The sequence below is a fragment of the Ruegeria sp. HKCCD7251 genome (assembly GCF_013031165.1).
Taxonomy (GTDB): domain Bacteria; phylum Pseudomonadota; class Alphaproteobacteria; order Rhodobacterales; family Rhodobacteraceae; genus Ruegeria.
In genome coordinates this window covers 39929-58198 of the sequence record NZ_WPZC01000012.1, presented here as the reverse complement: position 1 = coordinate 58198, position 18270 = coordinate 39929, and the positions used below count along the sequence as shown (strand labels likewise).

The following is an 18270-nucleotide window of genomic DNA, read 5'->3' as shown; positions in this document are numbered from 1 at the left end:
AAATCCATCTGAGTACTGCCGAAGCCGGTCGCGATGGAAGTACACATCTTGCGCAAGTTGCCAACTATTGGTGAACGGAGAGGGTCGATGAAGAAAACGGTGGCCGAAGTCAGTCAATTAAGTACTGAAGAGTTGGTCTCTCAAGTTCTGCCGGGAGAGCGACCGACGCAGAAAACCATTTCGCGCATCAGTGGCTTAGCGGTGGCCACAGTTTCGCGCGCGTTGGGCGATGCACCGGACATAGGACAAGAGACAAAACAGCTTGTTCGCCACGTTGCGGATGCCATCGGCTACGTTCCGAACCGCGCTGGAGTGCGTCTAAGAACCGGACGTACAAATGTTATTTCACTTGTTGTTCCCGCCGAGGGCGACGTCATCAACAACACATCAAGATTGACCAGTTCGATTGCGCAGGAACTGCGTGGCACAAGGTTTCATCTCAACGTGCTGCCTTGGTTCCCCGACGAAGATTCGCTGCGGCCCATCGAGTATATCGTCAAGACACGCTCTGCTGATGCCGTCATCTTCAACATGACCGAACCCGAAGACCGGCGCGTCGAATACCTGCTTAAGCACAACTTCCCTTTTGCAACGCATGGACGGACAAAATGGTGCGAGCGGCACGCCTACTACGACTATGACAACAGCGCTTTCATGCGTGTGGCGATCAATCGTTTGGCTGCAAGAGGTCGGGAAAATATCCATGCGATCCTGCCACCGCTAAATCAGAACTATTCGCAAGATATGAAGCGCGGGCTGGAAGAAGCTTGCAGCAGGTTGGGCTTGAGCTACCGCATCGCTCAAAACGTTGACAGCGATCAGTCCTCGGACCAGCTCCGGCACTGGATAAAACACAGGCTACAGAACTCGCCGGAAGTTGATGCAATCGTCAGTTCGTCGTCTAAAACAGCGATTGCGGCAATCGTTGCGATTGAACAGATGGGGCGCAAGCTCGGCGAGGATATCGACGTGTATTCAAAAGAAGTAATCCCCGTCCTGAAAATGTTCCGTGAGAATATTGTTGTCGAGTTCGAGGATGTCAGTGGCGCTGGCCGGTTTCTGGCCAAAGCCGTTTTGCAGTTGTTACTGGAACCCGAGAAAAAGCCCATGCAGCACCTCGAAATTCCCGTTGACCGAATGCGACATTGAGTGAAACCCTCTGTTGCCGCGACGCAGAGCTCCAGAGAAGCACCGCAGTCGCCAAGCGACTGCTTTGTCCGCAAAGTAGACCTTCAAGCAAGTTGCAGCGAACGACCGGTTTGAGCCCAAAATTCTCAAAGGCTGCACTACGGACCAATGTCTGTTTCCCGGTATGAGGTAGGCAGAGGCCATTCTGTGGCCTCTGTCTCGTTGGTTCACTTGTTGAAGAATTCGGCGGCGGCGTCGGTCGACGCTTTCACGGCATCTGGCTTGTAGTAGAAGTCCACGTGGCCGAATTCGTCGAACGCCAGTTCCTCATGCTCGTTCGTCAGCTTTTCGATAAACTGGGTGGAGCAAGGCGCAGTGAATGCCGTGCTGGAGTAGATCGTCAGCGTAGGCTGCGTGATCTTGTCAGCATATCCGTTACGCTTTTGCTCTACGCGAACCGATCAAATGGATTGTGTTCCACCTCTGCTTCAGGAACCTGAATATTGCTACGGTTGGTTGGGCTCCCGCCCAATGCGCTGACGTGTAAACGAAGTTCTCTCAACAGCGCCGCGCTGAGGTCCTGTTGGACCTGTACTCGAGCCCTCAGGATACACGCCGATTCCAACAAGGCACGGTCGCTGTGAACCAACCAGGGTAATTCCTCTGCAAAGGCACGCCAGACAGCCTTTTCCGTCTCGTTAAGATAATCCGGCGGCCCCCCGAGCTCGCCTAGACCTTCCGGTTCGTTTCGTCCTCTGTACCGCTGGGGGTCTTTCTTTGCGGCGCCTGTCAGGATCGCCTTGCCAAGTGGTGTCTTTGGTCTGGGCATTCTGTACCTCGAATTTCTGAATTGCGGATATGTGTAAACAGAGGGTGGGTCGGTATGCGGTGCGAAAGCGACGATGATTGACCCACCCCCCTTGGGTTGGGATGCTCTGGCCTGCTCCTTAGTCGACCCTCATTCTTCCTCCGTATGTCTCTTTGCTTCTCACAGAGTGGTTAGTATTAGTGTTCCAAATCAGAACCGACCGATCGGAGAGAAACCGGTCTAACGGGTTCTGAAATGGAACCATCAGAGGTCTTTGGGTTCTCAAACGGAACCACAGATGAAGGTGACGAGTCCGTCTCAGAACCGCGTTTTGTTTTTTGGGGCTGCCAGAACCTCCAGTTATTGGTGGCTGCTTTCTTGCCGGACCGGGTCTGCATGGCCTTGGTAGTCAAACGCCACTCATGGGCGCGACGGTGATACCAGTTGCCTTCCTGCTCCAGCACAAGGAATCCCTTGTCCTGAAGTTCTGCGAAAGCCCGCTGAACGGTGGCCTTGCCCAATCCCAGTATCTCTGCCGCTTCATTCATCGACAGAAACACCTTGCCGTTGTTACCGCCGTTGAAGCGGGTGTGAAGCTCCAGCCAGAGTTTCACTGCAGGTCCAGACAACGCCCGCCACGCTGGGGACTTGATCATGGCGTAGGGCAGATAGACGAACTGCCCCTCATCCGACCGTTTGCCCTTGGGAGACCGGCGGCTACTCATCGCGACACCTCCGCTGGAAATGTTCGGGCAAATCATCCAATTCAGGCAAGTCACAGCCGATATGCGCCCGGACGAGCCGGGTCAGTCCGGATTTGGACACACAATACCCGAGCGTATCCCAGGCCGCTCCCCCGGTCGGAAATTGGGGTCTCTGCCTTTGAAACAACCATTGGATGCGATCCCGGCAGACAGAAACGCGGTGGATACCATGGCGAAAGAGTTCGCTGCTGTAGTTCTCGGCGGTTTCCCGATGATCGGTTCGGGTAAGAGGACCAGCGTCTGGCCCCCTGTCGTGACTGGTACTGATTGACTTGGATAAGGACATATCATCCATGCTTGACCCGTCCTTTCCGAATGATCACCCGTTCAACCGAGTGGCTCAGGGGTGACCAGTAGTACCGGCGCTCGTTATGTCTTGTCGGTGCGGGGCATCCTGTGGCATCAACTGAACTTGCTAGGGTGGCAGTTGATGTCACTGGAAAAACCCCATCTCCGCGCTTGGAGCTGGGGTTTTCCATTATGCAGCCTCGTTGTTGGGATCGGTGCGCCGAGTCGCCAGCCAGGTGTTCAGATCGGCGCCGTGATAGGCGATCCGCCGACCGATGCGGATGAAGGCCGGACCGCACATGCGGTGGCGCCATTGAGCCAGCTTCTCGCGGTTTCCCAGCAACTGCATTTCAGGGTCTTCTGGGAAATAGACCCGGTCGTCGTTGAAAACGTTTGCCATCGTTGAAATCCTTTTGGATCAGTTGCGATGGTTCCCAATTATGGGCAGCTTTGTCGAAGTGTCACCAGACTTTTTCCAGCGCTTAGGCGTCTTCCAGAAGTTAGAAAGCGCTTAAGTGCTTTTTCTGAAAACCGCTTCGTACCTGGATTTGAAAGGTTCCTCTGAACGCAGCGCCGTTCCATAATCCGCATGCGTTTTATGCGACTTTGGAAAGCCCTTTTGTTTTGCAGCTGACTTTTCCAAAGCTTGCTCGACAATGCGCTCTTCACTGATCAAGCCAACCGCGTCTGACAGCTGTTCGATTTGCTGCATCAGAATCTCAAGGTTTGCCAATCTTCGAGCGCTAGATGCCCTTCCACCGCTCGAACCAGCCTTCTTTTTGGTATTGAGCGACCGTAGCGCAATTTTCTCCGCACCGTCAAAAAGCTCTACTAGCTCACGTGAAGCATAGCCCGCATCAAACTTAAAACGTGCGACAGATTCAGCGACTAAAACACGAGCCGCAACACTGGCCAACGATGTGGGATGAAAATGCTTGGAACAATACTCCAGCACAGCCACGTCTTTCCAATTCTCGCCGAACCTTTTCTCCAGGAAGCTATGACCTGAAGTTCCCAGCCAAGACAATACGTCCTCGGCTAGATCGTAGGATTCAGTAAAGACACCAGCACCAACCAAGCTTTCGAAAACTAATTGATACGGAGGTTCACCTCTGCCAAAAACGGATAGCTCTGTCTCCGGACTAAGAGCGTTTGGATTGAAGGTTTCGCCTGCCTGACTTTCATCGGGAGTGCCAAGAATTGTATTAATTTTCTTGCCAACTGGGTAATTCTCACTTGCTGCATATGCTTCTTCTGACGAAACACAGAACTCTCTGAAGCTTTCTTCTTGTGCGAGTCCGGTTTGATAGAAAACCTGCAAAACCCAGATAGGGTCACCACTCGTAACAGCGCGTCGAAGCATCGTTTCTGACGGGTGCTCGAGAAATCTTTCTGGTGGTCGTTTGAAATTGCCATCAGGAAGTTCCTCGACGACAACACGCTTAACCACGGTATCGCGATTTGCTTGTGTCCAGAATTCCCTATCTTTCATGCATTGCACCAATTACTTCGAAGTAATCCATCCAGCCCATTGAATTGCAAGCTCTCGCCGCCTTTCCAATAAATCCGACCGTGCATAGGCCCGCTCCACATCCGACCCAACCTGATGGGCCAAGGCTGCCTCTGCCAGTTCGCGCGGCGCGTTTGCGGCCTCCGCCGCCCAATCCCGAAACGAACTGCGGAAGCCATGCACGGTGACGCCATCCTGCCGCATCCGGCGCAGCAGCATCAACATGGACATGTTTGACAAGGGCTGGTGCCGCTTTTGGCCCTCGAACACATAGTCAGAGGCCAGCGCGCGCAACGGCTCCAGAATGGTCAGCATTTCGTCGGTGAGAGGGACGCGGTGGACCTGCCCGCCCTTCATGCGCTCCGCTGGTATGGTCCAAAGGCGCGCATCGATTTCGACCTCGGGCCATTTCATCTCCAGCACCTCTGAAGTCCGGCAGGCGGTCAAAATGGTGAACTGCAGCGCCTTGGAGGCCATGGCTGAGCGGGTCTGCAACTCGGCATAGAACGCGGGCACCTCTTGCCATGGCATCGCATCATGGTGCTGGACCTTGGCTTTGACGGTGGGCAGCACCTTACCTTCGCGGATCGCAGTCACCGGGTTCTCGCCCGAGCGTAAGCCCTTGGACTTTGCCACGTCGAGCACTGTCTTGATCCGTTGAGACAGTCGCTTCGCCGTTTCGTGTTTCTCGGTCCAGATGGGGGACAGGCACATCAACACTTCGGGCTGATCAATGCTGTCGACTGGCATGCGCCCGATCTTTGGGAACGCATAGTCGCGCAAGGTGTTTAGCCACTGCTGACCGTGTTTGGCGTTCTTCCACGTCGGCAACCGGTCGATGTGAACCTGACGGCTGAGTTCTTCGAAGGTCGGGATTTCTCGTTGGGCGTTGAAGCGCGGGTTCAGTCCGGACTTAGCCATGCGTCGATATTCGAGTGCTCTTTCGCGTGCTTGGTTCAACGTTACAACGTCCGCGCCGCCTAAACCGAAGTCCGTTCTTAGCGGAGCGCCCTTGCGATTCTTGTGTCCTTTGACCGTTACGCGTACGATCCAACGCCGAGCACCCGAAGGGTCAACAACAAGATACAGGCCAGAACCGTCGCCATGCCGACCCGGACCGAGATTCTCTACCAGCTTCTTTGTCAGCTTCCCGCTGAGCGCAGCCATGAAAATACCACAAAATATACCACTCAACGAAAGTATATGGGTATGATCGGATAAAATCCAACGAAACCCACCAACGTGGCAAAATTCATAAAACACAGAGGTTTAAAAAACCCAGTGCGCCTCATCGACATTTAGGAAAACTACCAAGTGGCGGACCGAGGAGGATTCGAACCCCCGACCCCTTGATTCGTAGTCAAGTACTCTATCCAGCTGAGCTATCGGTCCGCGTTGGTGAGGCGCTATGTAGACCCGGTATTCGGGACGTGCAAGTCGATTCTGCAAAAATAATTCAAAAAGTACCACCGCCCCGTGGAAGCCTTATTTCGAACCTTGTTCCGTCAGGGCCGGTTTCGGCAAGAACCAGATCGCCGCCGTGCCCACGCACCAGTTCCTGCGAGATCGCAAGCCCAAGACCAGAGCCACCTTTACGCACCCCTCCCTGAAACGGGGTAAACAGGTTTTCGCGCGCCTTCGGCGGCAAACCGGGGCCTGTGTCCTTCACCTCAAGGTACCAATTGGCCTCATCCTCATAGCCGGAAATCGTGATATTCCCGGGTTTCGCCGACGCGACCAGCGCCTGACGCGCGTTGCGAACCAGATTCATGATGACGCGGAACATCTGTTCGGGATCAGCGCGCGCCACAAGATCCTCTGGCACCTCGTTAAGGATTTGCACACAGCCCCCAGTAACGGACAGCAATTCGCTGGAGACAACGTCATCTGCCACGTCATGCAACGGCACCATCGTCAGCGTAGGTGCCGGCTCTTCGGCGCGACCAAAGGCCAATGTGCTTTCGCACAGGGAAACCGCGCGAGTGATCGAATTCACCAGTTTAGGCGCCATACGCCGCACCAACGGGTCATCGCTTGCTTCGATCCGGTCTGTAAAAAGCTGCGCCGACGTGAGGATGTTGCGAAGATCGTGGCTGACCTTGGCCACCGCTCCGCCCAGTTGCGCAAGACGCTCGCGTTGCTTCAGGGCTTGGGTCAGCTCTTTCTGCAACTGTTCCAGCGCTTCTTCTGCCTCGCGCAGTTCGGTCACTTTCGAGTTGGGCGAGATGATTCCCCGCGCATCCTCGGGCGCGCCAGCATAGCGCTGCATGTAACCTACGACGCTTTTGATTGGCTTCACCAGAACCACGCGCACAGCCAGAAACAGAAAAAACGCCGTGATAATCGAAATTACGAAAGACAGCCCCAGAATACGCAGCCCGTAATCTGTCATCGCCATGCGCAGCGGTTCGCTGTCTGTTGTGACTTCGATCAGCAAGCCCGCGTCTTTCACTGGCTCACCTATCACGCGGATCACCTCGTTCTCAGGGGTAAACAGCCGGGCCACAGCGTCACGGATCAAAATCCATGGGGTCGCGTCGCGCAGATCGTAGGTGTTGGTGATCCGATCAGGGATAGGAGAAGACAGCATCAACTGCCGCACCTCATCGCGGCGCAGCACCACGTTATAGACACCCGCATTGGCCAGCAGCTCAGCCTCAAGATCATCAGCCAGCATGTCGTCGGCCAACAGCGCCAGGGATGCGATCTGGGCGCGTTCAAGACGGTTTAGCAGGAAATCCTCGCGGAAACGCGCGATCGAGGGGACAAAGATCAAAATCTCGGCCAACATGACGAAGACCGTGGTCAGGATCAGAAATCGGCCTGACAGAGAATTCAATCTGCTCTCCCTTCCCGGTCAGGGCAGCCAGCGCTGGACGAACCTGACCACTTGTTTAACCGTCTGATTCTCAAACAGCCTTGGCGAGAAATAGGCACCCGCCACCCGTTTGTTAAGTTCTCCGATCGTCGGATAGGGCGAAACCATCGCGGCGATCTGTCCCATCTTGAGGTTATTGGCCAATGCCAGAGACCACAAGTTGATCAACTCTCCCGCCTGATGCCCAACGATTGTCGCACCGACCGGGCGGCCTTTTACGACCATGACCTTAATGAAACCTTTAGTTTTGCGTTCGGAAATGGCGCGGTCGTTATGGTGATAGTCAAAGCGCGCGATTTCCACCTTGTCGCCATGCTGCGCGCGGGCCTGAGCCTCGGTCAGGCCGACCTGAGCCAGTTCAGGATCGGTATAGGTGGCCCAGGGGATATGCGCCGTTTGCGCCTTGGAGGGCAGGCCAAAGAGGGCCGAGCGGATGATGATGCCCGCGTGATAGCCCGCCACATGGGTAAACTGCAGCCCACCCGCCACATCACCAATGGCGTAGACCTTTTTGTTGGTTGTGCGCAGCGCGTCATCCACCTTGATACCGGTGCGCGTGGGTTCGATCCCAGCCGCCTCAAGGTTCAGCCGGTCGGTATTGGCCTTGCGCCCTGCGGCCAGCAACAGGTGCGAGCCCGCGTAGATCTGGCCGGTTTCGGTTACAACTTCGACCTTCCCGTCCGCGCCGCGAATCTGGGCGACCATGGCCTGTTCGTGGATCTCGACGCCCTCAGCACGCAATGTGTCCAGCACGATCGCCGCCGCCTCGGGGTCGTCCTTGCCCAGCGCCTGCATCCCTTCGATCACAGTGACCTTGCAGCCCAGACGAATATGGGCCTGCGCCATCTCCATCCCGATGGGGCCGCCGCCGATGATCAGCAGATGCTCGGGCTTGTCGCGCAGGTCAAAGATCGTCTCGTTAGTATAATACGGCACCTGATCCAAGCCAGGGATCGGCGGCACCAACGGCGACGAGCCGGTGGCGATCACCACCCGCCGCGCGGTGATCAGGTGGTCGCCCGCCTGTACCTGCGTGGGCGAGATGAACTGACCATATTCGCGGATCACTTTGACGCCAAAGCCTTCGAACCGCTCCTGACTGTCCATCGGCTCAATCTGCGCGATCACGTCATGCACGTGGTCCTTGGCGGCGGCATAGTCCACCTGCGGCACCACATCCGCCACGCCCAGCGCCGAGGCATGAGCCTGCCCAAAAGCCGCCTTGCCACTGGCGATCAGCGCTTTGGACGGCACGCAGCCAAAGTTCAGGCAGTCGCCGCCCATCTTGTGACCTTCCAGCAAGATGACGTCCGCACCCATCTGGCTGGCACCGGCGGCCACAGACAAGCCACCCGACCCGGCGCCGATCACCAGGATATCTGTCTTCAGCTCTTGCATGGGGTCAGGCGTCCTTTTTACCACGTATCGCTTTGATAACTATCGGCAAAGCCGCTAGTACACACAAGCCGATGATCGGGCCAATCACGAAAGGCTCCCACAGCAGCGACACATCCGGCGTCTCGCCCCGGTCAAACACGCCGCCCAGACCGACACCAATCCAAGTATAGACGATGCCCCCGGGGATGATGCCCAGCGCAGTGGTGATCAGGAAGTTGCGGAATTTGACGCCCACCAGCGCGGGCACCAGATTGGCCACGAAAAACGGTACCACCGGCACAAGGCGCAGCAGGAACAAGACCGAGACTTCATTCTCGCGCAGCCCATCCTTCAGCTTTTTAACAGTACCTTCCGATGATTCCAGACGTGCGGTCAGGGTTTCCCCAAGCCCACAGCGTGCTGCCAGAAAGATTGCGCAGGCGCCGATGGTCGCGGCAAAGACGTTGAAGACCGTGCCTGCAAGCAGGCCGAACAAGAACCCTCCTGTCATCGAAGCCACCGCCGCTCCGGGCAACGAAAATGCAACGATCACGATATAGATCGCGACAAACGCACCGGCCATGGCCCAAAAATGGCTGTCACGCCATTCCAGCAACGCCTCGCGGTTGTCACGCAACGTTTCAAAGGTCAGGTAATCGCCCAGTGTGAAAAACCCAACCGTGGCCACAGCAAGAATCACCAGCAAAGGAATATGCCGCGTAAGCCCAGCGCGGGGGGCCTGCGTTGTGTCGCTCATGAGGCTGTCCGATTTTGTACGTTTCATCTTGCCCCCAACATGCGACGTCTGGCAGTTCGACAACAGGGACCTCACGCTGCGTTGATGTTAACCGTAGGGAATGTGAGGGTTTGAGGCAGTAAAACCCCCAAATTGAAACCTTTCGGGTTGCGCGGCTACAGAATTGTTGCAAAAGGCGTGAAAACCCCCACCTAGGGGTTTGACTTACCCCCCGCTACCCAGTAGAGGACGGGCTTCGAACACTAGGGCCAGGCGAATCCGCGCCGCACCCGACCGCTATAGATTGGAGACGGAGCGATGAAACGCACCTATCAGCCTTCGAACCTGGTTCGCAAACGCCGCCACGGTTTCCGCGCGCGCATGGCCACCAAGGCCGGCCGCAAGATCCTGAATGCACGTCGCGCACGCGGCCGCAAATCGCTGAGCGCATAAACCGCTCACCGATCAGGTTATGAACATGACGCCGCCGGAGGCCCCTGAGGATGGTAACAACCAACCGAGGGTGAAGCCCCCGGCGGCGTCCGTTTGCGCGCCTGAAACTCTCATCATCCTCAAAAAACGGTCCGATTTCCTGAAAGCCGCCCGCGCGCGCAGGCAGGGGACACCGTCGATGATGGTTCAGGCCCGAAAGCGCGCCGATGACGAAGCGGACGGTATTCGCGTCGGCTTTACCTGCTCCAAGAAAGTTGGCAATGCCGTGGCACGCAATCGCGCCAAGCGAAGACTGCGCGAGGCGGCACGTGCGGTCCTGCCGGACAATGGGGAAAGCGGTTGGGACTATGTCCTTATAGGTCGCGCCGAGGTCACCGCAGGACGCCCCTATGACGCGCTTCTGGGCGATTTGCGATACGCGCTGCGCAAAATTCACAGCGCGAAGACGTGACGCTGCTTTCCCATATCCTCGCCCTGCCCATCCGGATCTATCGTTTGGTCTTCAGCCCTTGGGTCGGTTTTAACTGCCGGTATCAACCAACCTGTTCGGCCTATGCCCTTGAAGCGTTGGAAAAGCACGGGCCGGTCAAGGGAACTTGGCTGACCATCCGGCGCATCGGGCGCTGCCACCCTTGGGGCGGGGATGGTTATGATCCCGTACCGGGCCGTTCGGACTGTGAACGCTCTTCCCACGACCCGCAGTAACACTTGACCCGTTCCGATCCGCGCTGAACAGTTGCCCTATTCAGCCGGAGGCCCAAATGACATCCCAGGCGCGTCACACTCTGCCCACGCATGACGTCGTGAACCAACCTCCTTTGCGCGGTGATAGCGACCTTTGGGTGGCTGATCCTGTTCTCCAAAATCTTCTCCACAACTTCGGTGGGCGTGCCGACCCGGTATTGACCTATGGTGACATACTGGGCCGCGCCGAAACGCGCGAGTTGGGGCGCGAGGCCAATCGGCACCCGCCAGAACTAATGCTGTTCGATCAAGGCGGCCGTCGCATCGACGAAGTCAGGTTCCATCCCGCGTATCACCAGATGATGCAGATCAGCCAAGCCGCTGGCTACGCAGCGTTGGCCTGGGACGGACAGCCCGGTGGCCACACCACCCATGCGGCAATGGTATATATGGCCAGTCAGGTCGAGCCCGGACATTGCTGCCCTCTGACAATGACCTATGCCGCAATTCCTGCGATCGAAGCTGACGCACACTTGGCTTCGATCTGGCGCCCAAAACTGTCCGCCTTCGACTACGACGGGACGATCAACCCCATTTCCGACAAAAGCAGCGCCACGCTGGGCATGGCAATGACCGAGAAACAGGGCGGCTCGGATGTGCGGGCCAACACAACAACCGCTACAAGGGACGGCGATCACTGGCGATTGCGCGGGCATAAGTGGTTCTGCTCGGCCCCAACGTCGGACGGATTCCTGACCTTGGCGCAGGCTTCGGGCGGCTTGACCTGTTTCCTTGTTCCCCGCTGGTTAGAAGGCCAGCGCAATGCGATTCATCTGATGCGCCTGAAAGACAAGCTGGGGAACAAGGCGAACGCTTCTTCCGAAATCGAATACCACGACGCGCTCGCTTATCAGCTTGGTGACGAAGGGTCCGGAATACGCACGATTCTGGAAATGGTGCATCACACCCGGCTGGACACCGCCATCGCCCCGGCCGGATTGATGCGCGCCGCGTTGACCGAAGCCCACCACTGGGTCTTGCATCGTAGTGCTTTTCAGCGTCGGCTGATCGACCAACCGTTGATGCGCGCCGTCCTTGCCGATCTGGTGCTGGACTGGGAGGGCGCATTGACGCTGGGATTGCGTGTCGCCCAAGCGTTTGATGGCACCTCTGCCGAGGATCGCGCCTTTGCCCGCATCGGCGTCGCACTGGCCAAGTTCCTGAACAACAAACGCTGTCCCGTCGTCGCTGTTGAAGCTATGGAGATTCTGGGCGGTATGGGATACGTCGAAGACACCCCCCTGCCGATGATCTACCGCGAAGCCCCCCTGAACGGGATCTGGGAAGGGTCGGGGAACGTGATCTGCCTCGACATACTCCGAACTTTGACGCAAGAGCCGCTGGCCGCCGAGGTTCTGCAAGCGGAACTGAACGCCGCAACGGGTGCGGATCGGGAATACGACGCCGCGCTAAAGGCACATCGCGACCGCTGGCCGGGCATCCCCCCCGAAACCGAGGCGCGCTGGTTCGCCGAACGCACAGCGCTTTTGCTGACCGCGTCCCAGTTGCTGAGACACGCGCCCGGTCCCGTGGCCGATGGTTTTGTCGCCACCAGAATCGCCGAACACAGCGGTCGGATCGCGGGATCAGTCGCAGGTCTGGACACAAACGCGCTGCTGGGGCGCTTGGGATGACCCGGCCACTTGCCGGGTTCCGTCAACTATTGTAGGGGCTGCGCATGTTTGACGAAGCTGACGATATCCACCCGCTCTTTGCCGGTGCGCCCTCGACCACCGAGTTCAAGAAGCTGCGCAAGCGCATCGTGCGCCAGACCCGCGAGGCGATCGAGCAGTACGGGATGATAAGTCCGTCAGCCCACGGCAAGGATGGCAAACCCTCTCGTTGGCTGGTCTGCCTGTCGGGCGGCAAGGACAGCTATACGCTTCTGGCGGTGCTGTATGAGTTGAAGTGGCGTGGCCTGCTGCCGGTTGATCTGCTAGCGTGCAATCTGGATCAAGGTCAGCCGGGCTTTCCCGCCACTGTTCTTCCTGAATTTCTGGAACGGATGGGTGTTCCCCACCGGATCGAATATCAGGACACATACTCTGTCGTGATGGACAAAGTTCCGCAGGGCCGGACGTATTGCGCACTATGTTCACGCCTGCGCCGGGGCAACCTGTATCGTATCGCCCGCGAAGAGGGGTGCACGGCCATTGTTCTGGGTCATCACCGCGACGATATCCTTGAGACGTTCTTTATGAACCTGTTCCACGGCGGACGTTTGGCGACGATGCCGCCTAAACTGGTGAATGAGGAAGGCGATCTGTTTGTCTTCCGCCCTCTGGCCCATGTGGCCGAGGCAGATTGCGAGAAATTCGCCAATGCAATGAGCTATCCCATCATCCCCTGTGACCTGTGCGGCAGTCAGGACGGGCTGCAACGTCAGCAGGTAAAACAAATTCTGGATCAATGGGAAAAGAACAGCCCCGGACGCAGACAGGTGATGTTCCGCGCGCTGACCAATGCAAGGCCCTCGCACCTGCTGGACCCAAAGCTGTTCGATTTCGAAGGTCTGAGCCTGAACACTGACAAAAAGGACGAAATTGAGGACAAAATTCCTCAGTTGCGTTAACGACTGACTCAGATAGGTTTTCTACGGTTACCCTGAGCGTGCGATGCCCAAGGGAAAGGCCGGAAACCTGATGTGGAAACATTTCTCTGTTAACAGAGCTCTCGATTTTCTAGCCACCGTGTTCAGCGGACCATCCGTTCTGGCATTCGCGCCGGCGATTTGCCTTGCTGCGTTTTGGATAGGCGGAGAGCGTACGCTTGTTCTCGTGGCCCTCATTCTGCCTGTGTTGATCGGTGCAATCATAGCGCTTGTCCGCAAGGTCCAACCCGATTCCACTGATTTGAACGCAGCCAGCGGCCTGATGGCCATTGATATGTTCGCCGCAGAGATGGAAGGCTTTTTTGAGGCCAGCCGAAACATGCAAGAGGACTCTGCCTGCATGATCGTTGCGCTGGACGGGTTTTCCGACATTTCAGACCAGCATGGTCAGGCGGCGGCAAGTCATCTGGCGGAACATTTCTGTGAGCGTGTCCTGTCGTCGATTCGCACGCATGACATCACGACAAGACTGGATCAGAACTCGGTCGCAATCGGCTTGCGCCCGTACAGTCATCTGGATCTTGAAGCGTGCATTCAAATGTCTGGCCGCATTCAGGCCGCCATAGAGGAACCGATCAGCGTAAACGGTGCCAGCATTTATGTTTCCTGTTCCATCGGCTTCTGCCTTTTGTCCAGCGTGAAGGAAGACGGGTTCGACTACTGGATCGACGCAACGAACGCAGCCTTGAGCGAGGCGCAGCGAAACGGACCATCAACGATCCGTGCCTATTCCAGCGAAACCCGCCGCAGGTCGCGCACCCGTGCAAACCTGCGCAAAGAATTCGAGGCTGCGCTGGACAGCGGTGAAATCCGCCCATGGTTTCAACCTCAGATATCCACAGACACCGGCAAGGTAACTGGATTCGAGGCCCTTGCCCGGTGGGAGCATCCCCAAAAGGGCGTCATCGGCCCGCAGGTGTTTTTGCCCTTTGCCGAGCAAGCCGAATTGATGGAGCGATTTGGGCAGGCTATGCGCCACCACGCCTTCGCGGCGATGCAGAAATGGGATCACGCCGGGATCAGTGTGCCCCGGATCGGCATCAATTTCTCGTCCGACGAACTGCGCGACCCTGCCCTGATGGATCGGCTGAAATGGGAACTGGATCAGCATGACCTTACCCCTGACAGGCTCGCGGTAGAGATTCTTGAGACCGTGTTTTCCCGGCACCCCGATGACGTGATTACCCGAAATGTAATCGGTCTATCCAGCTTGGGTTGCTGCATTGATCTGGATGATTTCGGCACCGGCCATGCGTCGATCGCGTCTATCAAACGCTTTGACGTATCCCGGATCAAAATCGACCGCTCATTCGTGGCCAAAGCCGACAAGGATGCCAGCCAGCAGCAAATGGTCAGCGCGATTCTGACGATGGCGGAAAGGTTGAACGTGGAAACTCTGGCAGAAGGTGTGGAAACCCCCGGGGAACATGCATTGATGGCACAATTGGGCTGCAATCACGTTCAGGGGTTCGGTATAGGTAAGCCGATGCCGTTTGAAAAAACTCTGGATTGGATGACTGCGCACCGGAACAAGGTTGGGGGTGTACCCAGGATCGGGCGTCAGGCGGGATCATAAACGCGAAATTACGCCACAAAAGCCTTATACGCGACTATAGCAGGGGCGATTCCGCTTGACCTTTGGGGCTGCACTCTGTTGAACCCACCGGGTGTGTTTCACTGCTTAAGGTGGCTGTCCCAGATGGACGATCAGAATAAGAATCTCATCCTCGCAACCGCGCTCAGTTTCCTCGTGATCCTCGTTTGGTTCGTGCTCTTCCCGCCGCCCGAGCAGGCCACGTCACCGGAACAGGCCGAAATCAGCGCGACCGAGGCCAATGAGGTTCAAACCCCCAGCACCACAGGAACCGGCACTGTAGGCGAAGCAACCACTGCGGCCGAAGAAACACTGCCCGATGCACAGGCCCCGCGGGTTCAGATCGACACGCCCCGTTTGGAGGGCAGCCTGTCCCTGTCGGGTGGGCGCATCGACGAGCTGTATCTGAAGGACTACAAGGTCTCGATCGAAGAAGGCGCGCCGATTGTCGAGCTTCTGTCACCGGTCGGATCTGAGTCCGCCTATTACGCCCTTTATGGCTGGGCACCGGGTGCCGGTGTCGCCGGCACGGATGTGCCCGGTCCGAACACAGAGTGGTCCCTGGAACAAGGTGAAACTCTTGGCGTAGACTCTCCTGTCACGCTGAAGTGGGACAATGGAAACGGCCTGACCTTCCGCCGCACAATTGCGGTGGACGAGAACTATATGTTCGAGGTCACCCAGTCCGTTGAAAACAACACCCAAGCCGAAGTCGGCATGGCCCCTTACGGTATTCTGGCCCGTCACGGTATCGGCGAGGATGGTGATCTGCCCGGTCTCAAAAACTTCTTCATCCTGCATGAAGGCGTGATGGTCATGGCCGACGGAGTTCTGGACGAGATCGACTATGGCGATGTCCGTGATTTCGACATTGACCCCAACGAACGCGCGCAGGCCGAAGTGTTTCAGGTCAAAGAAGGCGGCTGGGTTGGCTTCACCGATCACTATTGGATGACCACCCTGATCCCCGAGGAAGGCTCGGCCTTCAAGGCCGCCGCGAAATACGACGCGCGTCGCAAAATCTATCAGACCGAGACGGTTCTGCCGACACTCACAGTGGCCCCCGGCGCAACCGAACAGGTAACCACGCAGCTTTTTGCTGGTGCAAAGGAATGGGAAACCATTCGGGAATATCAGGCTGACGGCGTTCAGAAGTTCATCGACAGCATCGACTGGGGCTGGTTCTACTTCCTGACCAAGCCGATCTTCTGGCTGCTGCACAACATCAACGCGCTGATCGGCAACATGGGTTGGTCCATTATCGGCCTGACCCTGATCATCAAGGCAATCCTGTTCCCGCTGGCGTTCAAATCTTACGTCTCGATGGCGAAGATGAAGGAACTGCAGCCGCAGATGGAGGCCCTGAAAGAAGCCGCTGGCGACGACCGCCAGAAAATGCAGCAAGGCATGATGGAGCTCTACAAGAAGGAAAAGGTGAACCCTGCCGCGGGTTGTCTGCCGATCCTGATGCAGATCCCGATCTTCTTCTCGCTGTATAAGGTAATCTTCGTCACGATCGAATTGCGTCAAGCCCCGTGGTTTGGCCCCTTCCAGGACCTGAGCGCACCTGACCCAACCTCGATCATGAACCTGTTTGGCCTGCTGCCTTGGGGTGGCCCGCAGCCAGACACGCTGATGGCGCTGATCTTCATCGGTATCCTGCCGCTGTTGCTGGGTATCTCGATGTGGCTGCAGCAAAAGTTGAATCCAGCGCCAACCGATCCGACGCAAGCAATGATCTTTGCCTGGATGCCATGGGTGTTCATGTTCATGCTGGGCAGCTTTGCCAGCGGGCTGGTGGTCTACTGGATCGCGAACAACACGATCACCTTCACCCAGCAATACCTGATCATGAGAAGCCAGGGTTATAAGCCCGACGTGTTCGGCAATATCAAATCCAGCTTCAAGCGCGCACCAAAGACGGATGACAAATGAGCGCCGAAGTAACCAGCCTCTGGCGGCATCCGATCAAAAGCCACGGTCATGAAGCTGTGGAAACCGTAACACTGAGCCCCGGGCAGACCATGCCCGGGGATCGTATTTGGGCAATCGCCCATGAGGCGTCCAAAGCGGACGGTTCGGAATGGGCGCCCTGCGCGAATTTCAGTCGTGGTGCCAAGGCCCCTCAATTGATGGCAATCACGGCGAAACTGTCAGGTGATACGGTGGCACTCAGCCACCCACAGCGCCCAGACCTGAGTTTCCAGCCGGACGCAGAACAAGATGCGTTCCTTGATTGGGTAAAACCATTGATGCCCGCTGACCGCGCCGCGTCTGCACGTATTGTTCGCGTACCCGGGCGGGGAATGACCGACAGTGACTTCCCATCCGTCAGCCTGTGCAACATGGCCTCGCACAGAGCGGTCGAGCAGAAACTGGGCAAAGACCTGTCGATCAGGCGCTGGCGCGGCAATATCTGGTTCAACGGCCTGCCCCTGTGGGAAGAGTTCGAATGGTTGGGTCGCGAGGTTCAGATCGGACAGGCCGTGTTCCACGTGCGTGAGCGGATCACACGCTGTCTGGCCACAACCGCAAACCCGGATACCGGTGAACGCGACGCGGACACTTTAGGCGCGTTGAACCGTTGGAACCACCAGGATTTCGGCGTTTACGCCGAGGTGATCCGAGGTGGAGAGGTAAAAACCGGCGACACGGTGCAAGTGCTATGACAACGCTTCCCTTCCCCCTTGCCGAGACACCCGACGAATTCGCGCTGGAGCGCGGGCGCAAGCTGTTTGCCGGGTCCTCGGAATTCGTCAAAGGCGTTGTGGCGATGAATGGCCTGCCTGCCCCGGATCGGCTGGAGGTCTGCTTTGCTGGCCGTTCCAATGTCGGCAAGTCCAGCCTGATCAACGCGCTGACCGGGACCAAGGGTCTGGCCCGCGCCTCGAACACGCCGGGCCGGACACAAGAGATCAACTTTTTCACCCAAGGCCCCGAGCTGTATCTGGTTGATTTGCCCGGCTATGGCTATGCCAACGCGCCGCTCAAGGTGGTGGAAAAGTGGCAGCGGCTTCTGAAACAGTACCTAAGCGGCCGTCAGACCCTGCGCCGAGCTTTTGTTCTTATTGATTCCCGCCATGGGGTAAAACCCGTCGACGCCGAGATCATGAAGTTGCTGGACACCAGCGCCGTGACGTTTCAATGCGTGCTGACCAAAGCTGACAAGGTCAAAGCCAAGGATCGGGAAAAGGTCTTGGATCAAGTGCGCAGTGCATTGTCCAAACATCCCGCCGCCTTCCCGGAAATCGTGTTGACCTCATCCGAAAAGGGCGACGGGATCGAAACGCTGCGCGCGATTATTGCCGGGCTGGAGTAGCGACGCAGAATCGCGCAGCGCTTCATCGGTAGTTGGTACAGGTATTGCAGCCCGCTTCCC

17 protein-coding genes and 1 tRNA gene are annotated in these 18270 nt (G+C 57.2%); 10 read left to right on the top strand and 8 right to left on the bottom strand.

What is annotated here, in order from left to right:
- Nucleotides 1-87: 87 nt before the first annotated feature.
- Entirely contained in the window at nucleotides 88-1149 is a 1062-nt protein-coding gene (locus GOX75_RS19920; protein WP_171126083.1) for a LacI family transcriptional regulator, read from the top strand.
- Between the two features lie 984 nt (nucleotides 1150-2133).
- Here the strand turns inward: GOX75_RS19920 and GOX75_RS19915 are convergent.
- The 8 genes from GOX75_RS19915 to GOX75_RS19880 all read right to left on the bottom strand — a co-directional run bounded on the left by GOX75_RS19915 (nucleotide 2134) and on the right by GOX75_RS19880 (nucleotide 9510).
- Nucleotides 2134-2661, bottom strand: coding sequence for a helix-turn-helix domain-containing protein (locus tag GOX75_RS19915; RefSeq protein ID WP_171126081.1), 528 nt, complete (start codon nucleotides 2659-2661; stop codon nucleotides 2134-2136).
- 517 nt (nucleotides 2662-3178) lie between these two features.
- Nucleotides 3179-3388 (bottom strand): MerR family transcriptional regulator, encoded by a 210-nt coding sequence (locus tag GOX75_RS19910; RefSeq protein ID WP_171126079.1) that lies wholly within the window; start codon nucleotides 3386-3388, stop codon nucleotides 3179-3181.
- 111 nt (nucleotides 3389-3499) lie between these two features.
- Nucleotides 3500-4480, bottom strand: coding sequence for a hypothetical protein (locus GOX75_RS19905; protein ID WP_170602466.1), 981 nt, complete (start codon nucleotides 4478-4480; stop codon nucleotides 3500-3502).
- 12 nt (nucleotides 4481-4492) lie between these two features.
- Nucleotides 4493-5665, bottom strand: a complete 1173-nt coding sequence (locus tag GOX75_RS19900) for a site-specific integrase (RefSeq protein ID WP_170602467.1) — start codon at nucleotides 5663-5665, stop codon at nucleotides 4493-4495.
- Nucleotides 5666-5813: 148 nt separating this feature from the next.
- Nucleotides 5814-5890, bottom strand: a tRNA-Arg gene (locus GOX75_RS19895).
- Nucleotides 5891-5954: 64 nt separating this feature from the next.
- The gene (locus tag GOX75_RS19890) at nucleotides 5955-7337 is read right to left on the bottom strand and encodes a HAMP domain-containing sensor histidine kinase (protein WP_254428856.1); all 1383 of its coding nucleotides are present in this window, start codon (nucleotides 7335-7337) and stop codon (nucleotides 5955-5957) included.
- Between the two features lie 18 nt (nucleotides 7338-7355).
- Nucleotides 7356-8774 carry an NAD(P)/FAD-dependent oxidoreductase gene (locus GOX75_RS19885; RefSeq protein ID WP_171126077.1) on the bottom strand — a complete coding sequence of 473 codons (1419 nt, stop codon included), beginning with the start codon at nucleotides 8772-8774 and terminating at the stop codon, nucleotides 7356-7358.
- Between the two features lie 4 nt (nucleotides 8775-8778).
- Nucleotides 8779-9510 (bottom strand): TVP38/TMEM64 family protein, encoded by a 732-nt coding sequence (locus tag GOX75_RS19880; RefSeq protein ID WP_171126075.1) that lies wholly within the window; start codon nucleotides 9508-9510, stop codon nucleotides 8779-8781.
- A gap of 297 nt (nucleotides 9511-9807) precedes the next feature.
- On the opposite strand from GOX75_RS19880, the gene rpmH reads away from it, so the two are divergent.
- The 9 genes from rpmH (at nucleotide 9808) to yihA (ending at nucleotide 18210) form a co-directional block, all read left to right on the top strand.
- Entirely contained in the window at nucleotides 9808-9942 is a 135-nt protein-coding gene (gene rpmH / locus GOX75_RS19875) for a 50S ribosomal protein L34 (protein WP_005980833.1), read from the top strand.
- A 25-nt stretch (nucleotides 9943-9967) separates the two neighbouring features.
- Nucleotides 9968-10393: a ribonuclease P protein component gene (gene rnpA, locus GOX75_RS19870; RefSeq protein WP_171126074.1), complete on the top strand. Its 426-nt coding sequence runs from the start codon at nucleotides 9968-9970 to the stop codon at nucleotides 10391-10393.
- Nucleotides 10390-10647 carry a membrane protein insertion efficiency factor YidD gene (yidD, locus tag GOX75_RS19865; RefSeq protein WP_371808200.1) on the top strand — a complete coding sequence of 86 codons (258 nt, stop codon included), beginning with the start codon at nucleotides 10390-10392 and terminating at the stop codon, nucleotides 10645-10647. The genes rnpA and yidD overlap by 4 nt, the downstream gene beginning before the upstream one ends.
- A gap of 56 nt (nucleotides 10648-10703) precedes the next feature.
- Nucleotides 10704-12320: an acyl-CoA dehydrogenase family protein gene (locus GOX75_RS19860; protein WP_171126072.1), complete on the top strand. Its 1617-nt coding sequence runs from the start codon at nucleotides 10704-10706 to the stop codon at nucleotides 12318-12320.
- 44 nt (nucleotides 12321-12364) lie between these two features.
- On the top strand, nucleotides 12365-13258 hold the full coding sequence (gene ttcA / locus GOX75_RS19855) for a tRNA 2-thiocytidine(32) synthetase TtcA (protein WP_171126070.1): 894 nt from the start codon (nucleotides 12365-12367) through the stop codon (nucleotides 13256-13258).
- 70 nt (nucleotides 13259-13328) lie between these two features.
- Nucleotides 13329-14873 carry a bifunctional diguanylate cyclase/phosphodiesterase gene (locus tag GOX75_RS19850; RefSeq protein WP_171126107.1) on the top strand — a complete coding sequence of 515 codons (1545 nt, stop codon included), beginning with the start codon at nucleotides 13329-13331 and terminating at the stop codon, nucleotides 14871-14873.
- Between the two features lie 123 nt (nucleotides 14874-14996).
- Nucleotides 14997-16826, top strand: a complete 1830-nt coding sequence (gene yidC / locus GOX75_RS19845; RefSeq protein ID WP_171126068.1) for a membrane protein insertase YidC — start codon at nucleotides 14997-14999, stop codon at nucleotides 16824-16826.
- Nucleotides 16823-17560, top strand: a complete 738-nt coding sequence (locus tag GOX75_RS19840; protein ID WP_171126067.1) for an MOSC domain-containing protein — start codon at nucleotides 16823-16825, stop codon at nucleotides 17558-17560. Before yidC ends, GOX75_RS19840 begins: the two co-directional genes overlap by 4 nt.
- A complete protein-coding gene (gene yihA, locus GOX75_RS19835; protein WP_171126065.1) occupies nucleotides 17557-18210 on the top strand; it encodes a ribosome biogenesis GTP-binding protein YihA/YsxC in 654 nt (217 codons plus the stop codon). The genes GOX75_RS19840 and yihA overlap by 4 nt, the downstream gene beginning before the upstream one ends.
- Nucleotides 18211-18270 lie beyond the last annotated feature (60 nt).

Excerpts from the sequence above, each read along its gene's own strand:
- GOX75_RS19920 (WP_171126083.1), top strand. The coding sequence starts at position 88 with ATGAAGAAAACGGTGGCCGAAGTCAGTCAATTAAGTACTGAAGAGTTG.
- GOX75_RS19915 (WP_171126081.1), bottom strand. The coding sequence starts at position 2,661 with ATGAGTAGCCGCCGGTCTCCCAAGGGCAAACGGTCGGATGAGGGGCAG.
- GOX75_RS19910 (WP_171126079.1), bottom strand. The coding sequence starts at position 3,388 with ATGGCAAACGTTTTCAACGACGACCGGGTCTATTTCCCAGAAGACCCT.
- GOX75_RS19905 (WP_170602466.1), bottom strand. The coding sequence starts at position 4,480 with ATGAAAGATAGGGAATTCTGGACACAAGCAAATCGCGATACCGTGGTT.
- GOX75_RS19900 (WP_170602467.1), bottom strand. The coding sequence starts at position 5,665 with ATGGCTGCGCTCAGCGGGAAGCTGACAAAGAAGCTGGTAGAGAATCTC.
- GOX75_RS19885 (WP_171126077.1), bottom strand. The coding sequence starts at position 8,774 with ATGCAAGAGCTGAAGACAGATATCCTGGTGATCGGCGCCGGGTCGGGT.
- GOX75_RS19880 (WP_171126075.1), bottom strand. The coding sequence starts at position 9,510 with ATGAGCGACACAACGCAGGCCCCCCGCGCTGGGCTTACGCGGCATATT.
- rpmH (WP_005980833.1), top strand. The coding sequence starts at position 9,808 with ATGAAACGCACCTATCAGCCTTCGAACCTGGTTCGCAAACGCCGCCAC.
- rnpA (WP_171126074.1), top strand. The coding sequence starts at position 9,968 with ATGACGCCGCCGGAGGCCCCTGAGGATGGTAACAACCAACCGAGGGTG.
- GOX75_RS19860 (WP_171126072.1), top strand. The coding sequence starts at position 10,704 with ATGACATCCCAGGCGCGTCACACTCTGCCCACGCATGACGTCGTGAAC.
- ttcA (WP_171126070.1), top strand. The coding sequence starts at position 12,365 with ATGTTTGACGAAGCTGACGATATCCACCCGCTCTTTGCCGGTGCGCCC.
- GOX75_RS19850 (WP_171126107.1), top strand. The coding sequence starts at position 13,329 with ATGTGGAAACATTTCTCTGTTAACAGAGCTCTCGATTTTCTAGCCACC.
- yidC (WP_171126068.1), top strand. The coding sequence starts at position 14,997 with ATGGACGATCAGAATAAGAATCTCATCCTCGCAACCGCGCTCAGTTTC.
- GOX75_RS19840 (WP_171126067.1), top strand. The coding sequence starts at position 16,823 with ATGAGCGCCGAAGTAACCAGCCTCTGGCGGCATCCGATCAAAAGCCAC.
- yihA (WP_171126065.1), top strand. The coding sequence starts at position 17,557 with ATGACAACGCTTCCCTTCCCCCTTGCCGAGACACCCGACGAATTCGCG.